This window comes from Thalassomonas actiniarum (assembly GCF_000948975.2).
Lineage (GTDB): Bacteria > Pseudomonadota > Gammaproteobacteria > Enterobacterales > Alteromonadaceae > Thalassomonas > Thalassomonas actiniarum.
Map to the genome: position 1 here is coordinate 5,267,115 of NZ_CP059735.1, position 25,764 is coordinate 5,292,878.

General features: G+C 47.0%; 24 protein-coding genes and 5 tRNA genes. 13 read left to right on the forward strand and 16 right to left on the reverse strand.

Going from position 1 to position 25,764, the window contains the following annotated elements; genetic code table 11:
* Positions 1 to 45: 45 nt before the first annotated feature.
* The 11 genes from SG35_RS22955 to mgtE all read left to right on the forward strand — a co-directional run bounded on the left by SG35_RS22955 (position 46) and on the right by mgtE (position 8,671).
* On the forward strand, positions 46 to 1,011 hold the full coding sequence (locus SG35_RS22955) for a KpsF/GutQ family sugar-phosphate isomerase (protein ID WP_044830451.1): 966 nt from the start codon (positions 46 to 48) through the stop codon (positions 1,009 to 1,011).
* The gene (gene kdsC, locus SG35_RS22960; RefSeq protein ID WP_044830452.1) at positions 1,011 to 1,556 is read left to right on the forward strand and encodes a 3-deoxy-manno-octulosonate-8-phosphatase KdsC; all 546 of its coding nucleotides are present in this window, start codon (positions 1,011 to 1,013) and stop codon (positions 1,554 to 1,556) included. The genes SG35_RS22955 and kdsC overlap by 1 nt, the downstream gene beginning before the upstream one ends.
* Positions 1,553 to 2,119: an LPS export ABC transporter periplasmic protein LptC gene (lptC, locus tag SG35_RS22965; RefSeq protein ID WP_044830453.1), complete on the forward strand. Its 567-nt coding sequence runs from the start codon at positions 1,553 to 1,555 to the stop codon at positions 2,117 to 2,119. Before kdsC ends, lptC begins: the two co-directional genes overlap by 4 nt.
* Positions 2,100 to 2,606 (forward strand): lipopolysaccharide transport periplasmic protein LptA, encoded by a 507-nt coding sequence (lptA, locus tag SG35_RS22970; RefSeq protein ID WP_053042729.1) that lies wholly within the window; start codon positions 2,100 to 2,102, stop codon positions 2,604 to 2,606. Before lptC ends, lptA begins: the two co-directional genes overlap by 20 nt.
* Positions 2,607 to 2,609: 3 nt before the next feature.
* A complete protein-coding gene (gene lptB / locus SG35_RS22975) occupies positions 2,610 to 3,341 on the forward strand; it encodes an LPS export ABC transporter ATP-binding protein (protein WP_044830455.1) in 732 nt (243 codons plus the stop codon).
* Between the two features lie 179 nt (positions 3,342 to 3,520).
* Entirely contained in the window at positions 3,521 to 5,041 is a 1,521-nt protein-coding gene (locus SG35_RS22980; RefSeq protein ID WP_044830456.1) for an RNA polymerase factor sigma-54, read from the forward strand.
* Positions 5,042 to 5,066: 25 nt separating this feature from the next.
* Complete coding sequence (hpf, locus tag SG35_RS22985) at positions 5,067 to 5,354, forward strand: ribosome hibernation promoting factor (RefSeq protein WP_044830457.1); 288 nt, start codon at positions 5,067 to 5,069, stop codon at positions 5,352 to 5,354.
* A 5-nt stretch (positions 5,355 to 5,359) separates the two neighbouring features.
* Complete coding sequence (gene ptsN / locus SG35_RS22990; RefSeq protein WP_044830458.1) at positions 5,360 to 5,812, forward strand: PTS IIA-like nitrogen regulatory protein PtsN; 453 nt, start codon at positions 5,360 to 5,362, stop codon at positions 5,810 to 5,812.
* A gap of 107 nt (positions 5,813 to 5,919) precedes the next feature.
* Complete coding sequence (gene rapZ, locus SG35_RS22995; protein ID WP_044830459.1) at positions 5,920 to 6,774, forward strand: RNase adapter RapZ; 855 nt, start codon at positions 5,920 to 5,922, stop codon at positions 6,772 to 6,774.
* 90 nt (positions 6,775 to 6,864) lie between these two features.
* Positions 6,865 to 7,140 (forward strand): HPr family phosphocarrier protein, encoded by a 276-nt coding sequence (locus tag SG35_RS23000; RefSeq protein WP_044830460.1) that lies wholly within the window; start codon positions 6,865 to 6,867, stop codon positions 7,138 to 7,140.
* A gap of 172 nt (positions 7,141 to 7,312) precedes the next feature.
* Positions 7,313 to 8,671 carry a magnesium transporter gene (gene mgtE / locus SG35_RS23005; RefSeq protein ID WP_044830461.1) on the forward strand — a complete coding sequence of 453 codons (1,359 nt, stop codon included), beginning with the start codon at positions 7,313 to 7,315 and terminating at the stop codon, positions 8,669 to 8,671.
* Positions 8,672 to 8,802: 131 nt separating this feature from the next.
* On the opposite strand, the gene pmbA is transcribed toward mgtE, so the two are convergent.
* Entirely contained in the window at positions 8,803 to 10,146 is a 1,344-nt protein-coding gene (pmbA, locus tag SG35_RS23010) for a metalloprotease PmbA (protein ID WP_152646441.1), read from the reverse strand.
* Positions 10,147 to 10,263: 117 nt separating this feature from the next.
* On the opposite strand from pmbA, the gene yjgA reads away from it, so the two are divergent.
* Positions 10,264 to 10,782, forward strand: a complete 519-nt coding sequence (yjgA, locus tag SG35_RS23015; protein WP_044830463.1) for a ribosome biogenesis factor YjgA — start codon at positions 10,264 to 10,266, stop codon at positions 10,780 to 10,782.
* Between the two features lie 54 nt (positions 10,783 to 10,836).
* On the opposite strand, the gene SG35_RS23020 is transcribed toward yjgA, so the two are convergent.
* The 15 genes from SG35_RS23020 to SG35_RS23090 all read right to left on the reverse strand — a co-directional run bounded on the left by SG35_RS23020 (position 10,837) and on the right by SG35_RS23090 (position 23,200).
* Complete coding sequence (locus SG35_RS23020; protein WP_160298204.1) at positions 10,837 to 11,010, reverse strand: hypothetical protein; 174 nt, start codon at positions 11,008 to 11,010, stop codon at positions 10,837 to 10,839.
* A gap of 19 nt (positions 11,011 to 11,029) precedes the next feature.
* On the reverse strand, positions 11,030 to 11,200 hold the full coding sequence (locus tag SG35_RS23025; protein WP_160298205.1) for a hypothetical protein: 171 nt from the start codon (positions 11,198 to 11,200) through the stop codon (positions 11,030 to 11,032).
* A gap of 24 nt (positions 11,201 to 11,224) precedes the next feature.
* Positions 11,225 to 14,347: a lantibiotic dehydratase gene (locus SG35_RS23030; RefSeq protein WP_044830464.1), complete on the reverse strand. Its 3,123-nt coding sequence runs from the start codon at positions 14,345 to 14,347 to the stop codon at positions 11,225 to 11,227.
* 10 nt (positions 14,348 to 14,357) lie between these two features.
* Positions 14,358 to 15,557, reverse strand: a complete 1,200-nt coding sequence (locus tag SG35_RS23035) for a lanthionine synthetase LanC family protein (protein WP_044830465.1) — start codon at positions 15,555 to 15,557, stop codon at positions 14,358 to 14,360.
* Between the two features lie 780 nt (positions 15,558 to 16,337).
* A tRNA-Arg gene (locus SG35_RS23040) sits at positions 16,338 to 16,414 on the reverse strand.
* A 4-nt stretch (positions 16,415 to 16,418) separates the two neighbouring features.
* A tRNA-Ser gene (locus SG35_RS23045) sits at positions 16,419 to 16,510 on the reverse strand.
* Positions 16,511 to 16,841: 331 nt separating this feature from the next.
* Positions 16,842 to 17,021, reverse strand: a complete 180-nt coding sequence (locus tag SG35_RS23050; RefSeq protein ID WP_044830466.1) for a hypothetical protein — start codon at positions 17,019 to 17,021, stop codon at positions 16,842 to 16,844.
* A gap of 48 nt (positions 17,022 to 17,069) precedes the next feature.
* On the reverse strand, positions 17,070 to 17,330 hold the full coding sequence (locus SG35_RS23055; protein ID WP_274055253.1) for a hypothetical protein: 261 nt from the start codon (positions 17,328 to 17,330) through the stop codon (positions 17,070 to 17,072).
* 385 nt (positions 17,331 to 17,715) lie between these two features.
* Positions 17,716 to 17,792, reverse strand: a tRNA-Arg gene (locus tag SG35_RS23060).
* Between the two features lie 76 nt (positions 17,793 to 17,868).
* Positions 17,869 to 17,945: transfer RNA gene (locus tag SG35_RS23065), tRNA-Arg, on the reverse strand.
* Between the two features lie 4 nt (positions 17,946 to 17,949).
* Positions 17,950 to 18,041 (reverse strand) — tRNA-Ser (locus SG35_RS23070).
* 536 nt (positions 18,042 to 18,577) lie between these two features.
* Complete coding sequence (gene csrA / locus SG35_RS23075; RefSeq protein WP_044830468.1) at positions 18,578 to 18,775, reverse strand: carbon storage regulator CsrA; 198 nt, start codon at positions 18,773 to 18,775, stop codon at positions 18,578 to 18,580.
* A 119-nt stretch (positions 18,776 to 18,894) separates the two neighbouring features.
* Complete coding sequence (locus SG35_RS23080) at positions 18,895 to 20,130, reverse strand: aspartate kinase (RefSeq protein ID WP_044830469.1); 1,236 nt, start codon at positions 20,128 to 20,130, stop codon at positions 18,895 to 18,897.
* Between the two features lie 6 nt (positions 20,131 to 20,136).
* Positions 20,137 to 22,737, reverse strand: a complete 2,601-nt coding sequence (gene alaS / locus SG35_RS23085) for an alanine--tRNA ligase (RefSeq protein ID WP_044830470.1) — start codon at positions 22,735 to 22,737, stop codon at positions 20,137 to 20,139.
* A 25-nt stretch (positions 22,738 to 22,762) separates the two neighbouring features.
* A complete protein-coding gene (locus SG35_RS23090; RefSeq protein WP_044830471.1) occupies positions 22,763 to 23,200 on the reverse strand; it encodes a regulatory protein RecX in 438 nt (145 codons plus the stop codon).
* A 243-nt stretch (positions 23,201 to 23,443) separates the two neighbouring features.
* Between SG35_RS23090 and SG35_RS23095 the strand changes: the two genes are divergently transcribed.
* Entirely contained in the window at positions 23,444 to 25,753 is a 2,310-nt protein-coding gene (locus SG35_RS23095) for a hypothetical protein (protein WP_044830472.1), read from the forward strand.
* The last annotated feature ends 11 nt before the right edge of the window (positions 25,754 to 25,764 follow it).

A 25,764-nucleotide genomic window follows, 5' to 3' on the forward strand; every position in this document is an offset into this window, starting at 1 on the left:
CAGTCGTAGCCCTAACAGGTTCGAGAAAAGTGCCAAGAAAGTGTCATGAAAAATTTTAAGCAATTAGCAAAAAATGTCCTGAAAATTGAGCAGCAAGCCGTAGCTGAACTGGATCAATATATTGACGACGGTTTTGAAACCGCCTGTCAGCTGATGTATCACTGCAAAGGCCGGGTCATTGTTATCGGTATGGGTAAGTCCGGCCATATCGGCGGTAAAATCGCCGCAACGATGGCCAGTACCGGCACCCCGTCCTTTTTTGTTCACCCGGGAGAGGCCAGCCACGGCGACCTGGGCATGATCACCAGCGATGATGTCGTGCTTTGTATTTCCAATTCCGGTGAAACCAGCGAAGTCTTGGCCATAATCCCGGTGATCAAGCGCATCGGCAGCAAGCTTATTGCCATGACCGGCGAGCCCTTGTCTACCCTGGCAAAACTTTCCGACACCCATGTCTGCATCAAGGTCTCCCAGGAAGCCTGCCCGCTGGGACTGGCGCCGACTTCCAGCACCACCGCAACCCTGGTGATGGGCGATGCCCTGGCGGTGGCGCTGTTAAACGCCCGTGGCTTTACCGCAGATGATTTTGCCCTGTCCCACCCCGGCGGCAGTTTAGGCAAACGCCTGTTGCTGCGCCTGGGAGATATTATGCACCGGGATGAACGGCTGCCTGTGGTCACGGATAAAGCTTTTATTAAAGATGCCCTGGTGGAGATGTCCCTGAAAGGGTTAGGCATGACCGCAGTCACCAACAAACAGGGTGAGTTGGCCGGGTTATTTACCGATGGCGATCTTAGACGCATACTTGATGATAAAATCGATATCCATCAGGATAATATCGCCTCGGTGATGACCATATCCCCGACCACCGCCCATAGCGATATGCTGGCGGCAGAAGCCTTGAAGATAATGGAAGACAAAAAAATCAACGGCCTGATCATCGTCGATGAAAATAACAAACCTGTGGGCGCCATGAATATGCATGACTTACTGAAATCGGGAGTGCTCTAATGAATACCTTATATGGTCAGGTAAAAAAGCAAATTCTGGACAAAGCCGCGCAAGTCAAATTACTGGTGTGTGATGTCGACGGGGTATTTTCCGACGGCCGTATCTACCTGGGCAACGACGGCGAAGAACTGAAAGCCTTTCATACCAAAGACGGTTTTGGCATCAAAGCCTTAGGGGCAAGCGGCGTCGATATCGCCATTATCACCGGCAGACGTTCCAATATCGTAACCCAACGCATGCAGGCACTGAATGTCAGGCATATTATCCAGGGAGAAGAAGATAAGTTTCCCGCGTTAACCGCCCTGGCGGAGCAGCAGGAACTGAACCTGGATGAAATTGCCTATATCGGCGACGACATTCCGGATCTGGCCTGCATCTCAAATGTCGGTCTGGGGATCGCAGTCCTTGATGCCCACCCGAGCGTACTTAACGGCGCCGACTATATCACCTTTACCCGCGGCGGTTTTGGCGCGGTACGTGAAGTCTGCGATCTCATCATGTTAAGCCAGGGCACTCTTGCCGGGGCAAAAGGTGCCAGTGTATGAGCCGATTATCGGTTTTAGCGCTGATCTTTTTTTTATCAAGCGTCTTGCTCTATGGCGTAGCCGAATGGCGCTCGTCCCTGGTGGAACAAACCGATGCCATCGACAGCGAGTTGATCCCGGATTTTATCGCCGAAGCACTGAAAAGCGATATTTACGATATCTCCGGCAAGCTCTCCCATAAAATCGATGCCCAGCGCATGGAGCATTATGCCAGCCTGGAGTTCACCCATTTCGAATTCCCCAACTATACCTTATACCCGAAAAATGAATCCTCGCCCTGGAAAGTCAGTGCAAATGAAGCAACTTTATATAATAACAATAGGGTTATTCTGGAAAATCGGGTACGCTTGTTAGCAACAGCACCAGAAAGTCTGGTAAAAGAGATTCATTGCAAATACTTAGAATTAGATTTGAATACCAACATCATCAGCTCAGAGCAAACGGTAGTGATCAAAGGAAAAGATTTCACTATGCACGGCTCCGGGCTGATAATAGACCTAAACACTAAACAGATGACACTTACTGAACATGTCCAGACCATTTATGAAAAATCTAGCCGCTAGTTTGCTGCTGATCACCTCGGTAATCGCCGTGCCGGGCGTTAACGCCGCCAAGGCGGATTTTGAGCAGAGAATAAAAATAGACTCTGACCGCCAGGCCGCCGATTTAAAAAACAAAATCGCCAGCTACCTCGATAATGTCAGAATTACCCAGGGCTCTTTGGTGATCAATGCCGATATCGTCCAGGTATTCGGCGAAAAAGACAGCGACGTGAAAACCTATCTGGCCAAAGGCAACCCGGCCACCTTCGAGCAGTTGCTCGATGACGGCAACATGATCAATTTGCAGGCGGACGAAATCAAATATGAGCCGGGCAAGAATATGATCACTATCTCCGGCCATGCCCTGTTGCGCCAACAGGACAGCCAGGTCAGCGGCAGCAGGATCACCTACAATACCCTGACCGAACAGCTCAGCGCAGAAAGCGATAAAAATGAACGTGTTACCACGATATTAGAACCCGAAAGCAAAGATAAAGACAAAAATTAATCTATGAGCAAAGCAACCTTAGCCGCACAAGGGCTGGCAAAAGCCTATAAAGGCCGTAAAGTGGTAAAAAATGTCAGCCTGCAGGTCTCTTCCGGGCAAATCGTCGGCTTACTGGGCCCCAACGGCGCAGGCAAAACCACGTCTTTTTATATGATCGTCGGTTTAGTGGCTAACGACAGCGGCAATATCACCCTGGATGACGAAGATCTGACGTTAGCGCCTATGCATGAACGGGCACGCAAAGGCATAGGTTATTTACCACAGGAAGCTTCTATTTTCAGGAAATTAACCGTTTATGACAATATCATGGCGATACTGCAAACCCAGAAACAGCTCAGCGGAGTCGAGCGGGAGCAGAAACTGGAACATTTGCTGGAAGAATTTAATATCGGCCATATCAAGGATAATACCGGTATGAGCCTGTCCGGCGGCGAACGTCGCCGGGTAGAAATAGCCAGAGCACTGGCGGCGGATCCAAAGTTTATTTTGCTTGATGAACCCTTCGCCGGAGTTGACCCTATTTCTGTAGGTGATATAAAGAAGATAATAATACATTTAAAACAGCGCGGCATTGGCATATTAATTACCGATCACAACGTCAGGGAAACCCTGGATGTATGTGAACATGCTTATATCGTCAGCCACGGAGAATTAATCGCACAAGGCAATGCAGATCAAATACTTGCAAATCAGCAGGTAAGAGATGTATACCTAGGAGAGCAATTCACGCTATAGTTAGGTATAAGTTATGCCGCTACATTGGCAATGCCGCTAATGAGTTAACAGACTATTTGGTTAGACGTGGATTTTTGGTTAAATATTATTGGGTTAGTGCCTCTTTGATCAGAGACTTTTTCCTTGTAGACCAATAAAACAAACGTTTAATTAAAACAACAGGAAGATAAAAGACGTAGATGCGCCCTACACTTCAGCTCCGAATCGGACAACAATTAACCATGACGCCTCAGTTGCAGCAGGCGATTAAGCTATTGCAACTGTCAACCCTAGATCTTCAGCAGGAAATTCAGGAAGCACTTGAAAGCAATCCCCTGCTTGAAGTGGAAGAAACCCCGGTAGCAGAAAAAGAGACCTCATCCAATGATCTCGAAGAAGCCTATTCTGCCACGACCCAGAGCGAATCAAGCGCAAACGCAGAGCAAACGCCAAGTGATGGCAGTGAAGAAGCTGCCCCGACCATAGATGAAATCAGCACCACAGAAGCGCTGGAAAAATCAGATATTCCCGATGAACTGAACATGGATACCACCTGGGAAGAAAGCTTCAGCGCCGGTATTTCCGGCCCCGCCAGCAGCGCGCCGTCGGAAGACTTTACCTACCAGGGGGAAACCACAGACTCGATTCAGGATCATTTACGCTGGCAGATGGATTTAACGCCGTTTTCCCCCACGGATGAAGCCATTGCCACCGCCATCATAGATGCCATAGACGACAGTGGCTACCTTACCGTCAGCAGCGAAGATGTGCTGGAAAGCGTCGGTGGTGAAGATGTTGAATTAGACGAAGTCGAAGCGGTATTAAAACGTATTAATATGTTTGACCCTATCGGGGTCGGCGCCCGCTCGATCTCGGAATGCCTGCTGATTCAGTTAAACCAGTTCGATAAAACGACCCCCTGGCTGGAAGAGAGTAAGCTGGTGGTGCGCGATTATATCGATTTACTGGGTAACCGGGATTATCGCCAGATCATGCGTAAAACCCGGTTAAAAGAAGATCAGTTAAGGGAAGTTATCCGCTTAATTCAGTCACTGAATCCACGCCCCGGCGATGCCATCATCCAGGGGGATGACCAATATGTGATCCCGGATGTCTCGGTGGAGAAGAAAAATGGCCGCTGGGTAGTGGAGCTCAATCCCGATACCGCGCCTAAGCTGTCCATTAACCAGCAATACGCGGCTTTGTCCCGTACCATGAAGTCTTCCAATGATAACCAGTTTATCCGCTCAAACCTGCAGGAAGCCAAGTGGTTTATCAAAAGTCTGGAAAGCCGCAACGATACCTTGCTTAAGGTGTCCAACTGTATCGTACAAAGGCAGCAGGGCTTTTTTGAATATGGACCGGAAGCCATGCGTCCCATGGTGTTAAATGATATTGCCGAAGCGGTGGAAATGCATGAATCGACCATTTCCCGGGTCACCACGCAAAAATACATGCATACCCCGAGAGGGATTTTTGAACTGAAATTTTTCTTTTCCAGCCATGTAAGCACAGAAAACGGAGGTGAATGTTCATCAACCGCCATCAGGGCACTGATTAAAAAAATCGTCTCAGCTGAAGTTCCCTCTAAGCCTTTGAGTGACAGCAAAATAGCCGAATTACTGGCTGAACAAGGCATTAATGTCGCCCGGCGCACCATAGCCAAATACCGTGAATCTTTGTCTATTCCGCCGTCGAATCAACGTAAAAGTTTACTTTAATTAACCATCTATAAGGATAAAGCTTATGCAAATTAATCTTTCAGGCCACCATGTAGAAGTTACCACCTCATTACGTGATTATGTTAATACTAAGTTTGCAAAGCTGGAACGACATTTTGACAACATCAACAACGTCTATGTCGTTTTAACCGTTGAAAAATTAAATCAGACAGCGGAGGCCACCATTCATCTCAACGGCGGCGAAGTCCATGCCTCTTCCCAGCACGATGATATGTATGCCGCTATCGATAACCTGGTTGATAAACTCGATCGCCAAGTCTTAAAACACAAAGGTAAAATGACCCATCACTAAGCATTATGAAGTTGCAAAATATCCTTACCCTGGACTGCACGGTATGTGCAGTCCCCGCTGGCAGTAAAAAGCGCATTTTAGAAAAAATCTCTGCGGTTGCGGCCGTTAAGATGACGGATTTCAGTCAATTTGAATTACTGGAAAGCCTGATGAACAGGGAAAAAATGGGCAGTACCGGCATAGGCAACGGTATCGCCATACCCCATGGCCGCCTGGTCAATGCCAAACATCCGGTCGCGGTGTTGTTGACCACGCAAGAACCCATCCCTTTTGATGCCATAGACAACCGACCGGTTGATATTTTTGTTGCCTTATTTGTCCCGGAAGATTGCTGTAAAGATCATTTAAGCACCTTGCAAAGTATCGCTAAACTGTTCAGTAATAAGCAAACCACCAAACAAGTAAGGAAATGCCTGAATGATCAGGAACTTTTTCAACTTGTCAGCCAAATGGACTAATCCATGAACGTCATTATCGCCAGTACTCGTGCCTGCTTAGCCTCAGGCAACAAGCTTGCGCTTGTTTGGCAACCGTGCCACCAATCACTAAATAAGAATATACCAAGATGAAACTGATTATCGTCAGTGGCCGTAGCGGTTCGGGAAAAACCGTCGCCCTGCGGGTACTGGAAGATTTAGGCTATTATTGCGTTGATAATATCCCGGTTAACCTGTTGCCGGCCTTAACCCATACCGTGATTAACGACTACGAGAATGTCGCCGTCAGCCTGGATGTCCGCAACCTGCCGGACGAACCCGGCGATATCGCGGAAATGATCGATTACCTGCCAAAATCGGTGGAGCTGAATTTCCTTTATCTCGATGCCAATGACGCCGATTTGATCAAACGTTTTAGCGAAACCCGGCGTTTGCACCCGCTGATCCGCCGCAATATTCCGCTGGATCAGGCCCTGTCGCTGGAGAAAAAATTACTGGAGCCGGTATCGAGCCGGGCCGATTTATTTATCGACACCAGCCAGCTTTCCCCCCATCAGCTGTCAGACTTGGTCAGGGAGCGTATTTTAGGCAAGAAATCCGGCTCTATGGTGCTGGTGTTTGAATCCTTTGGTTTCAAGCACGGCATACCGCCCGATGCCGATTATGTTTTTGATGCCAGGTTTTTACCCAACCCGTTCTGGGAGAAAGATCTCAAAGGTTTTACCGGTTTGGAGCAGCCGGTAAAAGACTTTCTCAGCAGCCAGCCGCTGGTGACAAAATTTATCTGGCAAATCAACAGTTTTATGCTGACCTGGCTGCCTCACTTGGAGCGCAATAACCGCAGCTATGTCACCATTGCCATCGGCTGTACCGGCGGCAAGCATAGATCGGTATACATTGCCGAGCTATTGGCGAATAACTTTCGCAAAGAGCGGGATGATGTGCAGTCCCACCACAGGGATATCGGCATCACAGCAAGCTAACGTTTGATGTCGCTATGTAAAAAAGGGTGATCTCTGCTCACCCGCCTGCAACAAAGAGACACCTGCGCAAGCACTAGCCAGGAGACTAAAATGACGGTATTAGAAAAGAAAGTCACCATCACCAATAAACTCGGCTTACATGCCAGGGCTGCCAGTAAACTGGCACAGTTGTGCAGTGAGTTTGACGCCGAAGTTACTTTAGAGCTTGAAGATAACCAGGCAGATGCCAGCAGCATTATGGCGCTGATGTTGCTTGCCGGCGGCCAGGGAAAAGAAGTCACGGTAAAAACCCGGGGCAGCCAGGCCAAAGAGGCGCTGCAGAGTATTTGCCAACTGATCACGGATAAATTCGACGAATCCGAGTAACTCTGCTCGGACGACTTAAGATAAACCGATAAAAAAGCTGAAAAAAAAACGCGATTACGATAAACTTCATACCAATAGCAAAACTGAAGCTTTTCCAGAGCCCTTCATTTGTATGCTATTTTTCATCTAATAATTTTTCAGATTCGTTCCATAAACGGCACAGGGTTGATATATGCCGGAAATTTCAGAGCAAGAATTTAACCAGCAACGGCTACAAGAAGTCAATGAGGCCCTTGGCAGTGGTATGTTCGTCTATGTGCGTAAATTACTGCACAACCTGCCTCCCTATGATTTAGCGCTGATTTTAGAGTCTTCCACCGCCAAAAGCCGCCCGGTATTATGGCAGCTGATCGAACCCGACAATCAGGGGGAAGTCCTTGAAGAACTGAGTGAGGAAGTACGTAAGGGCATACTCAAAAGCATGCGCCCGGAAAAAGTCGCCGCCGTTGCCGAAGGTATGGATGTCGATGATCTGGCAGAAGTTTTACGCACCCTGCCCGACAGCGTTTACCGGGAAGTACTCAACTCGATGGACTCCCAGGACAGGGCCAGGGTAGAAACCGCGTTATCTTTTGACGAAGATACCGCCGGCGGTATTATGAATACCGATACCATCACCTTACGCCCCGATGTCACCGTTGATGTGATCTTACGTTACCTGCGTTTAAAAGGCACCTTGCCGGAAGCCACCGATTCCTTTTATGTCGTCGATCGCCATGACAGGTTTATCGGCGCCGTTTCCCTCTCGGCCCTGGTCACCGCCAAAACCGAAACTGTGGTTTCTAACCTGATCGACGCCGAAATAGAAGCTGTTCCCGCCGATATGCCGGAAACCGATGTTGCCCAGCTGTTCGAGCGCCACGACTGGTTATCGGCCCCTGTGGTGGATGAAAACGGCCGCCTGCTCGGCCGGATCACCATAGACGATGTGATTGATATTATCCGTGAAGATGCCGAGCACTCTATGATGAGTATGGCGGGTTTGGACGATGAAGCCGATACCTTTGCCCCGGTCATTAAAAGTACCAGCCAGCGCTCTATCTGGCTCGGGGTAAACTTAATCACCGCCCTTTTTGCCGTCGCCGTCAGCAGCCAGTTTGAAGAGCTATTGAGCATCTTGCCTATCCTGGCGATACTCAACTCCCTGGTCCCCAGTATGGGAGGGGTCGCGGGCAACCAAACCCTGACCCTGGTGATCCGCGGTATTGCCCTGGGACATGTCGGTGACAGCAACGCCCGCTCATTATTGTACAAGGAACTGGCGGTCGGCTTTTTAAACGGAGTTATTTGGGCCTTTCTTATCGCCAGCTTTGTTGCCCTGTGGAAACAGGATTTAATGCTCGGCGGCGTGATTGCCTTTGCCATGTTGATGAATTTAACCGTGGCCGGTATCGCCGGGGTGGTGATCCCGCTGCTGTTGAAAAAGCTTTCCATAGATCCGGCACTGGCGGGCAGCGTGATCCTGACCACAATCACAGATGTCGTTGGTATTTTTGCCTTCCTGGGCACCGCGACCTTATTGTTGCAATAAAACGTGCTCAGAGCCGTGTTTCCGGCCCTGTCCCAGCTCCGGCATCCGTTCACTCATGTAAATAAAAAAGCCCTGAAGCGCATGCTTCAGGGCTTTTGCTGTTTAAGCTCGCTCAAAGGCCAGCTTTACGGTTAATTACCGGCAACCTGCATTTCATCAATCAATAATGAACCTGTGCGTATGCTGCCTTTCATATCGGTATCACTGCCGACCGCCACCAGGCCTTTAAACATATCTTTTAAATTACCGGCTATGGTGATTTCCGATACCGGGTAGGCTATTTTGCCGTTTTCTACCCAGAAGCCGGCAGCGCCGCGGGAATAATCACCGTTGACCACGTTCACCCCCTGCCCCATCAATTCGGTCACCAGCAAACCTGTGCCCAACTGTTTCAGCATAGCATCGAAATCGCCGCCGTTAGCCGTGACCAGCCAGTTATGGATGCCGCCGGCATGGCCTGTGGTACTTAAACCTAATTTCCTGGCGGAATAACTGGTCAACAGGTAACTTTGCAGCTGACCGTTAACTATGATATCCCTGTCTGTGGTTTTCACCCCTTCGCTGTCGAAAGGGCTGCTCGCCAGAGCCTTGGCCAGATGCGGACGCTCATGGATAGATAAAAATTCAGGAAATATTTCCTGCCCTAAGGCATCAACCAAAAATGAAGATTTTCGGTATAAATTACCGCCGCTGTTGGCAGCAATAAAGTGGCCAAAAATGGTATTGGCAATATCCGCCCGGAACATGACCGGCACTTTAGCCGTTGACAGCTTATGGCTGTTCAGCCGTGACAAGACTTCTTCTGAGGCCTGTTCGCCTATGGTTTTACCGTCAACCAGGCCTGCAAAGTCACGGTTGACGGTATAGGCATAATCCCGCTGCATATCATCGCCGTCACTGGCGATCATCACGCAACTGAGGCTATGGCGGCTACTGGGATACCCCACCAGCTGGCCGTGACTGTTACCATAGACCTTAAAGCCTTCAAAACTTGCCAAGGTCGCGCCGTCAGAGTTGGTAATGCGCTTATCAAAGCCGAGGCCGGCATCTTCACATTCTTTGGCGATGGCAATCGCCTGATCTGTGCTCATCTCATGGGGATGATATAAGTCCAGATCAAGAGGGTCCATCGCCAGCAGCTCTTTATCCGCCAGACCGGCACAATCATCTACCGAAGTATATTTAGCAATATCCACCGCCGCCTGAACCGATTTCGCCAGGGCAGCTTCGGATAAATCTGCGGTTGAAGCACTGCCTTTACGTCCGTCCTGATAAACCGTGATCCCCAGAGCGCCGTCATTGGTAAACTCGACATTTTCAACATCGCCAAGGCGGGTACTGACACTTAATCCCTGCTGACGGCTCATGGCAACCTCGGCGCCGTCAGCCCCTAAAGACTTGGCGAGTTCGAGCACTTTAGCTACACGTGTTTTTACCTGATCTACTTGTTCAAGAAGACTGTTTGATTCGCTCATGATGTTATTTTTTATCCTGCTGCCACGCTAACATACAGTGCATTCCAAGATTAAGGTTTTTTGCCTTAACTGCTTTGTTGTATACTAGAGACATTATTTCTTTTGATAACAAACATTATGCACCACTCTTCACACGATATCGACGAATTAGATGAAGATCTGAAAAGTAAATCTGAAATAAAAAGAGAAATGCACCAGTTGCAGGAATTTGCCCTGCAATTGGTAAAGATGTCCAAGCATCAGCGCAGCCGCTTGCCGCTCACGGAGAGCTTACAGGAAGCCATGGTGCTTGCGGATAAAATTCAGAATAAACACGAAGCTTTAAGCCGTCATATCCGCTATATTGCCAAGGTATTGTCGGAAACCGACCTGGCCCCTATCCACCAGGCCATGGATGTGATGGCCAACAAACATCAGCAGGAAACCGCCAAATTTGTCCGCCTGGAACAGCTCAGGGATGAATTAATTGAACAAGGGGCAGATGCCATTGAAGCCCTGCTGGCAGAATACCCGGGGCTGGAACGGCAAAAATTACGCCAGCTGGTCCGCCATGCCGCCAAAGAAAAGGCCGCCGAGAAAACCGGCAAGCATTATAAAAACCTGTTCAGCTATTTAAAAGAAAACGCTCAAGGTTAATTAAAAAAGCAGAAGCCTGCTAAAGGCTTCTGCTTTTTCTCATTCAGGTAAAAATTACATCTCTACCTGACAATCTCCCCAGGCAACGGTATAGGTATGGGTGGTAATATGCTCACAATCCTTCAAGGTCACAGCTCCACCATTAATGTCTTTAGTTTGCTCGTTCGGCAATTCATTTAAGTCTTTAGAAAGGTTAGCTAAATTTTTCTTTTTTAAAGTCAGTTTCATTTTTATTCCTTATTATCAATTAAAAGCAGTCAACTTCACTCGGCTTACAAACACAACTATGCACAACCGACACTATGGTTTTGTTCGCTGAAGCCAAACCGCCGGCAATCGCTGCCGTTTCTTTTTTAGGCAAAAGGTTGACGTCATTGCTTAATTGCTTAACTGCTTTTTTTTTCAAAGTTAGTTTCATTTTTTTCTTCCTTATTGTTGTTTTCTAACTGTGTTTAAGGCTTGAATGGTAATACCGCCTTAAAAAGTCATATGCCACCAACTCCTGTTGTCGCCCGTAAGCCTTAAACATCCTGTTCGTATGCATATGTAATATGGAATTAAGCAGTGTTGTAATTTCACAGCCTAATACTCCATCCTTGTCCAGCGCCAGGATCGTTTTCACATCCGGCGCTATCAGCTCACTCCTTCGCTTGAGTATGCTGTTGATCTCACTAAACAGGGCATCATCGTTTTCTGATACCAGTGCTGTTTTTAATACTTGTTCATGTTCACGGAATTTTTCTCCCAGCTGTTTCCTTAACCGGGCATTCTCATTAAATTCTTTACCGTAACCTATGCGCAGGCCATCCATTAATTCATACTTTTCCTGCATGGATAAGCCAAAATCATCAAGCAGGCGGTCGCAGCCTAAAATCGCGGCGTAACCGCGCGCGGTTTCATCATATTCAGCGCTCAGCTCGGCGGTTTCTATCGCGGTAATGCTGTCGGCGGCAAAGATATTCTCAACATAAGGCATTGAGGTTGCCCCGCCATAACGTTCCACTTCCCGATCATAGGTAAAGAGCTCTATCCGTTTTAACTGACCGTTTTGGATCAGGGGATCAAGCTCTGCATAACAGGCGGGTAATACCTGCTGCATCAGCTTGTCCGGTGCGCCATAAAAGCGCAGCCTTAAATGCCAGTCGGGATCGCCATAGCGGATAAAAAAGCTTTTCTCATATACCCCGCTTGCCTTGAGCTCTGCCATGGCCGGCGCCAGCTTTTCAATCAGGGCCTTTTCGACCTGGCTGTTACCGCCGTATATTTTGATACTCAGCCATTCCGATCCCGGCATAAAATTACGCTTTCGGGCGTTTCTGTCCAGCTGGCGATCCGGATGATCGGCATAGACGGGCGATATCCGGGTATTTTTATTGATAAAAGGGATCAGCAATTCATGGGCAAAATGCTGCCCCTGCTGCTGCAATTTACTCGGAAAAACGTGCACGACGGACTCTTTTAACGTGACCTTCTGCGCATATTTTATTTCGCTGAGTAAGATCTCAAAGCAGATGGGATTTAATAAATCCAGGGTCAAGACATTATCGGCAACCGAATAGGTCACCACCCGGGGTAAATTAAACTTCTTCAGCAAAGCCTGAACCTTGTCGGCAAAATCATTATCCGGCTTAATTTTCTCCAATTCGGCTTTATCCAGGCGCCAGGTCCGGGGCGCTAAAATGATATTATCGAGTTTGACTCTGGGCGTGTAGGCAACATTATTCAGGCTTGCCGGCCAGGAAAAATTCGGTGCCGAGACTTCCTGGTGCTGTAACATGCACAGGAACTTGTAGATCCCCAGGCTACGGCTGGAATAATTATGGGCAGAAGACAAGCGCGGAATGATTTGCTTGTTTAAACGTTTAGACCACAGTTTCACCAGACTGCCTTCAACACAAACATAGAGATCACTGACCGGGATCTGCTTATCCGAACTTAAACTGGTATCCGCCAGGAAGACAATCTCATGCTCCCTGAGCCTTGGCCGGGCGATAACATTGCCGGGGCGGCCTTCGGGTAAATGGACAATTTCGGCAAAAACGGCATCCGGCTGTAAGGCTTCTTCTTTTTCTAAATGCTGTTTCACGTTCTGATACAGTTTGTCATCCAAATGACAAAAGCGCCCCATCAGATTGCCGGCAGACGGACCTGAGATCCCCTGAAAATGTATTTGTTCCCGGCCATGCTCATCGTTATGCAAGGAACACATCACAGAAAAAGAACCCGGCAATTGCGGCACGGTTTTAATATCGGCGGTCAATTTTTTCAGTTCTTTTTTACTGAGTCTCAGCTCTTCGGTATTACTGCCCTCACTCAGGGCAATTTTATCCAGCAATAAAGATTCCAGGGCATTAGCTGCCGGTAGTTTACCTTCGCCGCCATTGACGATTAATTGCAAGCCTGCCAGCAGCGGCGTTTCATAACCGGTATCATCGGTATAGGAGATCCCCGATTCATCATCGAGCAGGTAACTTAAGGGGACAAACTGCCCTTCAAAGCGTTTATTAAACTCAGTGGTAAAGGTTTCCAGGGCGTTATTTTTACGGTAACAGGCCTTATGGAGCAGGGTCAGGCTATCGAGCAACTGCCGGGTACTCGACTCGGACAGGGTCAGGTTTTCACCGCCTTTAAACCAGTCCACCTGGAATAATTTACTTTCTTCCACTTCAAACGGCAGTGCTTTTAGTTGCTGATAAATGGCTTTATAGTCACCGATATCGGCGCCGCTGGCTTTATCTATCTCATTTATCCTGTGTACTGCCGTCATTATCGCATCCGCCAGCTCACCCTCTCCCAGCGCTACCAGTTGTTTCGCCAATAAGGTCGCCGGCTCGGGATCGGTCAGCGACAATAGCAGCTCCGGCACCAGGACCCCTTCTTCTACCAGGGAAGCAAAATATTCATCGATATCTTCGCTGTCGGCTTCCGGGAAGCTGGCTTTAAAGTCTGCTTTTAACCGGCCTAATAGCTGTACCTGCTGACAGTTTTGCCGGAGCCAGGTAATACACTCATCGATTTCCACCGAACTCAGACGATAATGACGGGCATCTTTCGATTGATAGGCTTCTATGTATCTAAGCTGATCCCCTACCGGGTAACTGCTGGTATTGAGTTTCACCTTAAGGCCGGGATTATCCGCCAGCTTTTTCGCCAGCAAGTCTTTAATTGACGACAGATAAAACATATCCAGCCGGGTAATGCGGCGGCTCGCTAAATCGGCGGGTAATTCAAACCGGTTTTCCTGAGCTATTTCACCATTGGAGATCCCGGAAAATAAGCCAAACGGTGTCGGACGCGAACACATGCGGATAAAATATTTCGCCAGCGAATGAATCAGCTTTTTCTCTTGTTTGCTGCCGGGTTTGACTTTCCACTCCAACAGCCGCTCGCATAATGACGGACTGGCAATATAAAGCGCCTCTTTCACCCCCGGCTGCTCCAGCCAGGATTTTAACGCTTGTACTAATTCACTGTGTTCACCTTGCCACCGGGTTAGTGTCTCAAAGGAGAACTTAGGGGAGCGGGCAAGAAAAAAGTTATCTGCGTATACCGAATTGTTTTGCATTTATAAATCCTTATTGAAGTAGCAAACATTCCGACCAGTCGGATGAATGCCCTAACGCTGATAACAGGCATAAACCTACGCCTGTATATCCTTCAAGTAAACCTGACTCAGACAGATAACATTCATCAGCCACCGAGTATTTATCAAACCCGTTGAGACCATCGCGCTCAAAGCGCGCTAAAGTATGATCCAGCCAATATTGGGCTGTAATGAAAAGTTCAGGAGCATCAAACAGTTCACCGGCTTGCTGGTACATCAAACATATTCCCGCACTGCCATGGCAAATACCGGCATCGAACACACCCGAGTCATCATCTAAACGTTTGCTGGTAGCCAGCATCAGCTGGCGGGAGAATTGAAAGAGTACGTCATCGGCTAATAATTTGCCGGCCCTGCCGAGGATCAGGGCATTGCTTAAGTCACCGTAACACCAGCCCAACCGGGTATGGCCGTTGGTGCAAGCGGAATAAGCATAACGGGAGCCGGGTTCTTTTTCTTCCCGGGTCTGGGACATCAGCCATTGACAGCAAGAAGCCAGCACAGGTTCAAACTCAGCCCTTAAAGCCGGGTAGTGCTGACACACACAAGTTAATACCGCAATGACCCCGGGCACGCCGTGGGCGAGGCCTAAATTAAACTCGGGGGCTTGCTTGTTAAAGCTATAAACAGAATCGACAGCAGTTTCCCAGGCATGACCGTCGGCGGTGGCTGTAGAATATTGTAATAACAGCTGTAGTGCTTGTCGCAGCAGGCTTATATCCCGGGTGCCCCGTGCCCGTCGCTGGATAAAAGTGATATAGCCTAGCAAACCGGAGATAAATTCATACTCTCCCTGCCAGTTTTCGCTCAGGTGCTGCTTAAGTAACAGCTCCAGCTCTTCATTGATTTCACCGTTATAGTCATCTTGTTGCAGCAAAAATTCGAATAACCAGCCGATACCGGAAAGTCCGCTGCTAAACGCCAGTTGGTGGCCTAGTTGCGCTAAGTTTGTTTGAATGGCATCAAGCCTTTCATCAACCGCATCCTGTGCCGGCATTTCAGGGTAGGCGCATCCGAGCTGCCATAAGAAAACCACTTCTCCGCCAATACCGCCAAATAAAGACAAATCCTTCTCGGCCAGGGGCTTTGCAGTTAATTCCTGCAAAATGCGTTCAAGCGCCAATTTACATTTTGCTTGCTGCTCATCTTTAACAATTTTCTGCCACTTCATATCAAAGCCTGTTTAATGGTTATATGACAACTACAAATACAGTGACTCAGGTTGTTTGTTGTTACATTACCCGGGCAAGTATTTATTATATAAGCCAATAATGCTTTCCTTATGGCGAACCGTTAATATCCAACAGCCCACTTTGACAATATATCCCTATGTCACAAAGAAACCTTTGTTATGCCATTTATTATTGTAATTATGCCTAATAATCTACTGAGATCAGTTTCCTAAAACCGGCGTAAAATAATTATCTGACTGAGCAAAAAGCAATTTATCGGTAGGCTGAACGGAAAGGCGCTATTGCCTGGCTACTGTTCGTGCTAAAAGAAGCGTGGAAGAATAAAAATGATGCTGCGTCCACTGCAACTTATCCGGATAGTCTAAATAATTAAAACTACTACCATCCTTTTCCTGAGTGTGATGGGAAACTGATATTGTAAATTTTTTGTTATTATATTTTTAGATATAAAAACTACATAAAAACAATTTGAATGTCAACTTCTTGGCATCAAAGCCTAAAACAATAAAAACTTTATATAACAACACGATAACAAAATCATTTTCTCAAAGTGAAAAAATTAATCTTAATAAAAGTTAAAAATTGCCAAAAGGCGGCTACTTATATTTTTTAAAGCTGTTAACAAAACTCCTATCAGATGCAGGCAGCAAGAGGCAGGTATGGTACTATTCAATGCGTTTTTAGAAGGCAAAAAAGACAAATTTCAGGCGAAAAAAAACCCGACCATAGGTCGGGTTTTCTTATAACCACATAAAATGTGGCGGACGCGGCAGGAGTCGAACCTGCGACCGCCTGGTTCGTAGCCAGGTACTCTATCCAGCTGAGCTACGCGTCCGCAATGGCGGAGAGGGAGGGATTCGAACCCTCGATAGGGTATAAAGCCTATACTCCCTTAGCAGGGGAGCGCCTTCGGCCACTCGGCCACCTCTCCAGTGGGTGCGAATATTAATAGATCTAAAAAATATGTCAAATAATATTCGCAATAATCTCCTAAAAATTATCGAATAAATATTAATTGGATAAAAAACAAACTCATTGATGAAAAACTTCCCGCATTATCATGCCAGGAGCCAAACCTGCGGCGACTAAATTCGTCAATCAACTCCTTCACAGATAAAAGCCAGCCCAAAAATTTTAATGCCGGTCAATTAAGAGCTGACTGGCATTAGGCTTATTAGCCAACTGGCCATCAATTTTTCACGGGCTGTAACTAATGAATATTTCAGCATATAAATACTAACATTTATCCTTGTCATGACTGTTTAATTCATGGTGCGATGCACGTCGCCTTCCAGGCTTTCTATATCACTTATCATGACCTTGCCGTTACTAGCGTCATAGCCAGAAAAGTTATTCGAAAGATATTTACGGCCTTTATCAATATTGTTTAATGGCAGCGCATTTAAAAAACCATTATTGTTTTCACCACGACCATAATACAAAATATTTGCGTCTATTTTTACGTGATAAAAGCCATTTAGCAGGGTTACTTAAGTTTTAGTAAGCTTATTTACGTTAATGATTAAACCATCATCAAGTATAAGCAAACTGGCACGATATAAGGCATGAGTCTGTTGCTCAATTAAATAGCTATGTTCAGGATGCTGGCTATCTGTCAGTCCATAAGCCCAATTACCATTGAGCTGTTGAACTTTATTGTCAAACAAACTGACAACCACTAACTCGGGTATACCGTTATTAACCGTAGTGCTAGCCACCCCATTGTCTGTCAGCCAGTCAAGATTGATCAAAGAAAAATGCACAAAGCGCCGGAAGCGTATTCAGGAAAAATATCCCCGAGGTGCAGAGCAATAACTGCTGCTTATTTTATTCACCAAAGGACATGAAAATCATAATACCAATTTTATTAAATATCTAACCAGCTTCGGATGCTCTAAATCTCCAAGTCCTGCGTTGTTTTCAATCACAATAGCTTGCTATTGCTCAACCAAACGCCTCGCCTGCATGGATGCAGGTGCTTAGCTTTAGTCTGGAACGATAAAGGGGTTTCTTGAAAATTTATCCTCACCGAATTTGGGTCATCTACTTAATGCAACTGGTATAAATTCCGAATAAAAAAATCAGGACAAAAAAAAGCCCGACTTAAAAGTCGGGCTTTCTCTTCCACATGGAATGTGGCGGACGCGGCAGGAGTCGAACCTGCGACCGCCTGGTTCGTAGCCAGGTACTCTATCCAGCTGAGCTACGCGTCCGCGGTATATTAATTTCTTTATCCAGTCTTAATATAAACTGTCACTTTCATTGCTGCCACTTTATCAGAAGAAAAAGTGGCGGACGCGGCAGGAGTCGAACCTGCGACCGCCTGGTTCGTAGCCAGGTACTCTATCCAGCTGAGCTACGCGTCCGCAATGGCGGAGAGGGAGGGATTCGAACCCTCGATAGGGTATAAAGCCTATACTCCCTTAGCAGGGGAGCGCCTTCGGCCACTCGGCCACCTCTCCAGTGGGTGCGAATATTAATGGATCTAAAAAATAAGTCAAACACTTTTTTATCTTTTCTTTTATCTTTTTCACTGTTTGCCGAGAAAACAGCCAGGACGTGTATTTTTCAGCCTAAAAGGCATAAAAACCGCCGGTTTTATCCAATAAAACTGGCGTGGAGTTTTGGCAAGATTAATTCAGATAACGGCCCGCTGGTAGTTAAATTAAGTCATTCTTGTCTGTCAGCCGCTGTTTATTGCCCGCAATCATCGATAAATAGCCAAATAAAAGAAATATTCGGGTCAATACAGTGAAAAAACAACAAATAACCAGAAAAAATAGCCGGGACCCTTATTAGAAATTTTCCTATCGCAGCAGTTATTGTTTATGATGATTTTTTTCAGGCATAAAAAAACCGGCAATTGCCGGCCTTTTATATCAACACGCTACACCAAGTTTTTTTGCCCGGGCTCAAATTCGCGATGCGAAGAGAAAGCTGCTGACTTTTTCACAAATACATCATTCAGGCTAGTGCTAGCCAGGATACTGCCGTGAAATTAAAACTTATTCCCTGTAGGGTCTGTATCACCTTTTTCGGATTGTATACGCATGTATATTTCCTCACGATGAACTGAAACTTCCTTCGGCGCATTAACACCTATACGCACCTGATTACCTTTAACACCTAAAACTGTAACGGTAACGTCGTCACCAATCATCAACGTTTCACCGACTCGTCGTGTTAATATTAACATTCTACTGTTCCTTTCTCTTTAAAATGAGGTCCACTAAATATTTATAAGCTAGTAATAAATAAAGTTAGACTAATTTCTAACAAAGCGCACTAAAGTCACTGTAAACTTTGTAAAAATAACTAGTTATTCTTTGGTGAATTTAATCCGAAGGTCTGGTGTAGCAACCTGACCCCCTTGATAAGATTTAATTCATCTACAATGACAGAAATAGTGATTTCTGATGTTGATATCATCAACACATTGATATTTTCTTTGGCTAATGCAGCAAACAACTTTCCTGCAACACCGGCATGGGATTTTAGTCCTATACCTATCGCCGATATTTTAACAATCTTCTGATTGCAATGAATAGCACCTATGATGTTTTTTTGCGCCATTTCGTGTAATTTTTCGCTCGCCTGAGCACAATCATTACGATGTATAGAAAATTTAACCCTGTGTTTACAATTACTTTGCATTTCAGCAGAAATCATATCGACTTCGATCCCTGCCTCACCTAACAAAACAAAAATTTCGGCAATGGTATTGTCGTCAATAACATCACTAATGGTCAGCAAAGCTTCCTGTTGATGATGGGCAATATTCGACACAGGTTGCGATGTTTTCGACTCACCTGCCATAAGTGCTTCATTGATCACTTTCGTTCCATCTCCTATATCAAAACTACTCAAGACTCTGATCGGCATATCATGGGCCATGGCATATTCCACCGCCCGGTTTTGCAATACCTTGGCCCCTAAACTTGCCATCACCAACATTTCATCAAAAGCAATCACCTCCAATCGTGTTGCCTGAGGTTCGATACGGGGATCGGCACTGTAAATACCGTCCACATCGGTATATATCTGGCATTCACTTGCTTCAAGTGCGACGGCAACGGCGACGGCCGAGGTATCTGAGCCTCCCCGGCCTAAGGTGGTAATATTTTGCTCGCTATCCATGCCCTGAAAACCGGCGATCACCACCACCTGTTCCTGCTCAAGCGCCTCAAGCAAACGTTTATTATCCACCGAGCGGATCCTCGCCCGGCCAAAATGGTTATCCGTTTTAATGCCCGCCTGGTGGGCAAGCAAAGAAATCGCGGAAAAACCACGCTGGATCAGGGCAATGGTCAGCAAGGAGATACTGACCTGCTCACCGGAAGATAGCAGCATATCCAACTCCCGGGTTGCCGGCTTGGGATCCAGGGCGGTGGCAAGGGATAACAAGCGATTGGTTTCACCTGCCATGGCCGACAAAACCACCACTACCTGATGTCCCTGACGCCGGGTGGCAATGATGTTTTCAGCGATCGCTTCTATACGACTGAGGGAACCGACAGAGGTTCCCCCATATTTTTGAACAATAACGGCCACGTCGTGTTAAGACAGTTTTTCCGCTAACCAGGGCTCAACTGAGGCCAGTGCCGGTGCAACATTTTCCGGCTGGCTGCCGCCGGCTTGCGCCATATCCGGTCTGCCGCCGCCTTTACCACCGACCTGCTGGGCCACCATGTTCACCAGCTCACCCGCTTTTACACGGCCAACCAGATCTTTGGTAACACCGGCAATCAGGCCAACCTTACCGTCGTTGGCGGTAGCCAACATAATGATGCCGGATTGCATTTTATTTTTCAGCTCATCCATCATACCGCGCAAGGCTTTTGACTCAACGCCGTCAAGCTCGGCTACCAGGACTTTAACGCCGTGAATATCTTTCGCCTGCGATACCAGATCAGAGCCCGCCTGAGCTGCCAATTGCTGTTTTAACTGGGCGATTTCTTTTTCCTGTTGCTTACTCTTGCTGAGCAGCTGCTCAACTTTACCGGTTACCCCCGGCACATCGGACTTCACCAGGGCGGCAATGCTGGCAAGTGAAGAAGACTGCTGGTCAACAAAACATAGCGCAGCTTCGGCCGTTACCGCTTCAATACGGCGCACACCGGCAGCAATGCCTGCTTCTGAGGTGATTTTAAATAAGCCGATATCACCACTGCGTTCAACGTGCACACCACCACAAAGTTCGGTTGAGAACTCACCTAAGGTTACCACCCGTACTTCATCGTCATATTTTTCACCAAACAGGGCCATAGCACCTTTTTCTTTGGCTTCATCAATCGGCATTAACGCGGTGTGACGCTCAAGGTTACGGCGGATTTCACCGTTAACCATTTGCTCAACCTGACGCAGTTCATCCAGGGTCACCCCTTCAAAATGGGAAAAATCGAAACGTAATTTTTCCGGCTCAACCAGGGAGCCTTTCTGGGTAACATGCTCTCCTAATACTTTTCTTAACGCGGCATGTAATAAGTGCGTCGCGGTGTGGTTTTTGACAATAGCGGCGCGGCGCACGGTATCAATTTCAGCTCTAACCCTGGCATTTAACTGCACGCTGGTATGGGCAACGCCGACATGGGCAAATGCATTGCCTAATTTGATGGTATCGGTTACTTCAAAAACACCGCCCGGCAGATGCAGCTCACCGCTGTCCCCTACCTGGCCGCCGGATTCGGCATAAAAAGGCGTAGCATCGAGGATCACAACCCCCTGCTCGCCATTCTCCAGTTGAGATACCGATTGTCCGTCTTTGAAGATTTCCACAACAGTCGATGAGTAAGAGCTGTTGGTATAACCTTTAAAGCGGGTATCGTGATCCGATTTCATCTGCTCATTATAGTCAGTACCGAACTGGCTGGCCTGCTGGGCACGCTCACGTTGCAGGCCCATGGCAACATCAAAACCGTTATGGTCGATTTTCAGCTGGCGTTCACGGGCAATATCCGCAGTTAAATCCGCAGGGAAACCATAGGTATCATAAAGCTTGAAGACATCATCACCGGCGATGGTATCCCCTTTAAGGTTAGCTAAGATATCTTCAAGCAACAGCATACCGCGGTCTAAAGTACGGCCAAACTGCTCTTCTTCAATACGCAGGATCTTTTCAATAATTTCCTGCTTCTGGATCAACTCAGGGTAGGCTTCCCCCATTTGCTTAGCCAGGGACGCCACAAGTTTGTGGAAGAAGTGAGACTTTGCTTCGAGCTTGTGACCATGACGAATGGCGCGGCGGATAATACGACGCAAAACATAACCGCGTCCTTCATTGGACGGCATCACATCATCGGCAATTAAAAAGCTACATGAACGGATATGATCGGCAATCACCCGCAGGGATTTATGCTCAAGGTCATCGCAACCAAGTAAGTTGGCAGCGTCCTTAATCAGCCCCTGGAAGATATCGATTTCATAGTTACTGTGTACCCCTTGCATAATGGCCGAGATACGCTCAAGTCCCATGCCGGTATCTACCGAAGGCTTAGGTAAAGGCTCCATGGTACCGTCTGCATGACGGTTATACTGCATAAAGACCAGGTTCCAGATTTCAATGTAGCGATCGCCGTCTTCATCCGGAGTGCCCGGAGGACCACCGAAGATCTCTTCGCCATGATCGTAGAAAATCTCGGTACAGGGACCACAAGGACCGGTATCCCCCATAGACCAGAAATTATCTTTGGCGCCGATACGGGAAAGACGCTCGGGATCTACACCGATTTGTTCCAACCAGATTTTTTCTGCTTCGCTGTCTTCTTCAAAAACCGTCACCCATAACTTTTCTTTTGGCAGCTTTAACACATCCGTTAAAAATTCCCAGGCAAAACGAATGGCATCTTCTTTAAAGTAATCGCCGAAACTAAAGTTACCCAGCATTTCAAAAAACGTATGATGGCGTGCGGTATAACCGACGTTTTCCAAATCGTTATGTTTACCGCCGGCGCGTACACAACGCTGCGACGAAGTTGCCCGGGTATAACTGCGGCTTTCAGCCCCTAAAAAGACGTCTTTAAATGGCACCATACCGGCATTGGTAAAAAGTAAGGTGGCGTCATTGCCCGGCACAAGTGAACTGCTGGAAACGATTTGATGCTGCTTAGATGCAAAATAATCTAAAAATGCCTGACGTACTTCGGCACTGGTCTTTATCATGGGTCTGTCCAATTAATTGAAAAAGTTAATCTGTTTGCAATACTGCCATAATTTCGTCGATCGAAAAACCACGGTATTGGAGAAAACGTATCCGCTTGGCTTTATCTTTTTGATCTTTGATTTCTTTGAGAGCAAAGCGTTTATTATACGCAAGTTCGGCCTGGTGATACCAGTCGGTATCCTGCTCCTGGCCAAGCGCTTTAATCAGGGCGGCGCTAACCCCCTTTTGCTGTAATTCATTTTGAATATAACGCCAGCCAAATCCCCGGCTGAGGCGATAACGAAACACACTGTCGGCAAAACGTTGATCACTTAAATAATCTTTTGCGATTAGATGTTCAATAACGACGTCTATTTCATCAGGGGCATAGTCCTTGGCTTTAAGCTTATTCACCAGCTCTTTTTCCGAGTGTTCGCGCCTGGCTAAAAAGTTAACCGCCGAATGCAATATTTCTTTGTTCAATGGGAATTACATCTCTATCCGAATGGCGGCTATTTTACCCGCAAAAGCAGGCAAAATAATAGAGTAAATATCGGCATATTGGTAAATGTTGCCGCCAGGCAAGCCGGAGGATGGCTTTTCTCCTCAAGAAAAAGGCAAATCATCTTTTGCCGCGGCTTTTCGCTATACTTTAACGCCATTATCACGCAAAATATTTGCGTTAACTACAACCGACTAAACTCATCAAATAAAACAAGGACCTGTATGAAGGGACCAAGACTAATCATAAAACAGTTTTTCAGCCTGTTTACCCTGATTTTATTGCTGCAGGCTTGCGGCGGCTCAGGTAACAATGCCCCGACCTTTACCATTTCAGCCGATACCAGCAAGGTAACTTTCAGTACAGAAGCAGGCATCGCATCTGAACAAACCCTGGCGGTTAACGTCAGCTTTGACGGCGAAGGCTTGCTGGTGGGTTACTCACCGGATGCCGCCTCCACCGGCTGGCTCAACTACCGCACCGAAACCGTCAGCGCCACCTCGGCCATCATTTATATTGATGTGGTCACAGAATTTAACTCTCAAGCGGGCCCGGTTTTCTTACCCCAGGGCTTGTATAACAGCACATTACGCCTGTCTACCGGCAGCACCGCCGACAGAAACCTGGCTCATCACGATATAGATGTTTCCTTGCTGGTATGGCAATTAATGACTTTTAGCGAAACTTTCGGTGCTGCGACGACAGACAGCCAGACGGTTTCTGTTACCCATAATGGCGATACTTTAAGCGCAAGCTCAGACGTGGACTGGTTAACGGTACAGACCCAGGCAGACACTGAAAACACCGAGTTTACGGTAACAGCGGATCTCAGCGGCTTTAGTGCTTCTGGCTTGTATCAGGGCAATATTATCGTCACCGGTACCAATGGTGATATGAACTTCCCGGTAGAGCTTGGCCTGGATAACCGTTATTTGTTTGCCGATGACAACACCCTGGCTTTCACCTCAACCCCGGATATCGATGCAACAGAGCAAACCATCACCATCAGCAGCAACAGCCTTTCTTCCTATAACTGGCAAGCCAGCACCCAAACCCCCTGGTTAACCCTGACGCCGATAGCCGACAGCAACCAATTAAAAGTTACTGCCAATCCGTTATTGGCAAGTGCAAATACCCTCAATAATGCCAGCATTACGATTAGCTCACCTGAAGATAATACCCTGCTCGCAGAAACCGTCAGCATCAGCCTTTATAACAGTGATACCAGCAGTGAAAGCGCCAATATCTCTGAACTTGCCATTAACGAGAATGCCTTGGTGTATGCCCCTTTACAGCCTTATATCTATGTCGGCATGAATAATGAACTACGGGTTTATCACCTGTATAGCAATGAGCTGATCACCTCGGTGGAGATATCACCACAAGATACCTTGTTAAAGGAATTGGTAATACATCCCCAAGGCGGTTTCATGCTGGGGCGTGCCGATGAAACAACCCAGGATGAAAGCGGACAATCACAAACGGTTATTCACAGATACAAAATTGATTTATCTGACATAACAGCCATTAGCGCAACAGCTCTCGGTGAAGTGTCTATCACCTCGGAAGCAGTGAAATTTGTACGCTTTGCCGGTCGCTATTTTGTTGTCACTGAGCGCGTTGAAATTGCCGATGAAAACTTGCAGCAACTCTATTGGGATACCAGTGATATCTTTAGCGCAACGACTATTGAACAGGCCAACCAGACCGGCGCTCTGTTTGCCCTGGATGATAGCAATGCCACCTTCAAACGCTATGAGGCCAAGGTCAATGACTTCACCAGCAATAATATCAGCTTGAGTCTCAGGCACAGCTATCGACCGGAAAGTCTGGCCGATAACGATACTATTCGTGATTTTATCGTCACCAATGATGAAGCCAATATTTACCTGCTCAGCCCAACCACACAATGGCTGAGTTTTGATGGCAGCGACTTTACCGATCAAGGATTAATCGAGACTGAGGTAGAAGCACCGGAAAATACCAGACAAAGCACAGTTGCCCTGACAAAAGATAACAACGAGCAAGCACACTTTCTTATTGCCACTTTTCTTGGCAGCAATACCTTTAGCCTGGATGCCCATATTTATGATGACCAGCAAACTTTAGTAGCCTCAATGCAGGCGCGGGATAACCTTACTGACTTGGGTGCGATTTCTGCTGATATATCAAACGATAACAGGCGGCTGATAATTAACAACACCAGCATAGCCGAAGTGAATACCCTTTCATTTACCAACCTGGTGCAATTTACCACCTCAACAACCAGCTTAACCTTTGCCGGTATTGTCGGCGAAAGTATCCCCAGCCAAAGTGTGACCATATCAGGCATAGGTGAAAACTGGCAGGTGGCTGAAGATGCGGGGTTAATCTTCACCCAGGATAACAGTGGCGAATTGGCACAATTAACCGTTGAAATTGACCATACGCTATTCTCTGTCGCCGACACTTATACCACATCAATTCGCTTAAGCGATCCCGACACGAATACTGCTGCTGAAATCGCCGTTGAATTAATCCTAAGCGAAAATTAACGCTTCATGCC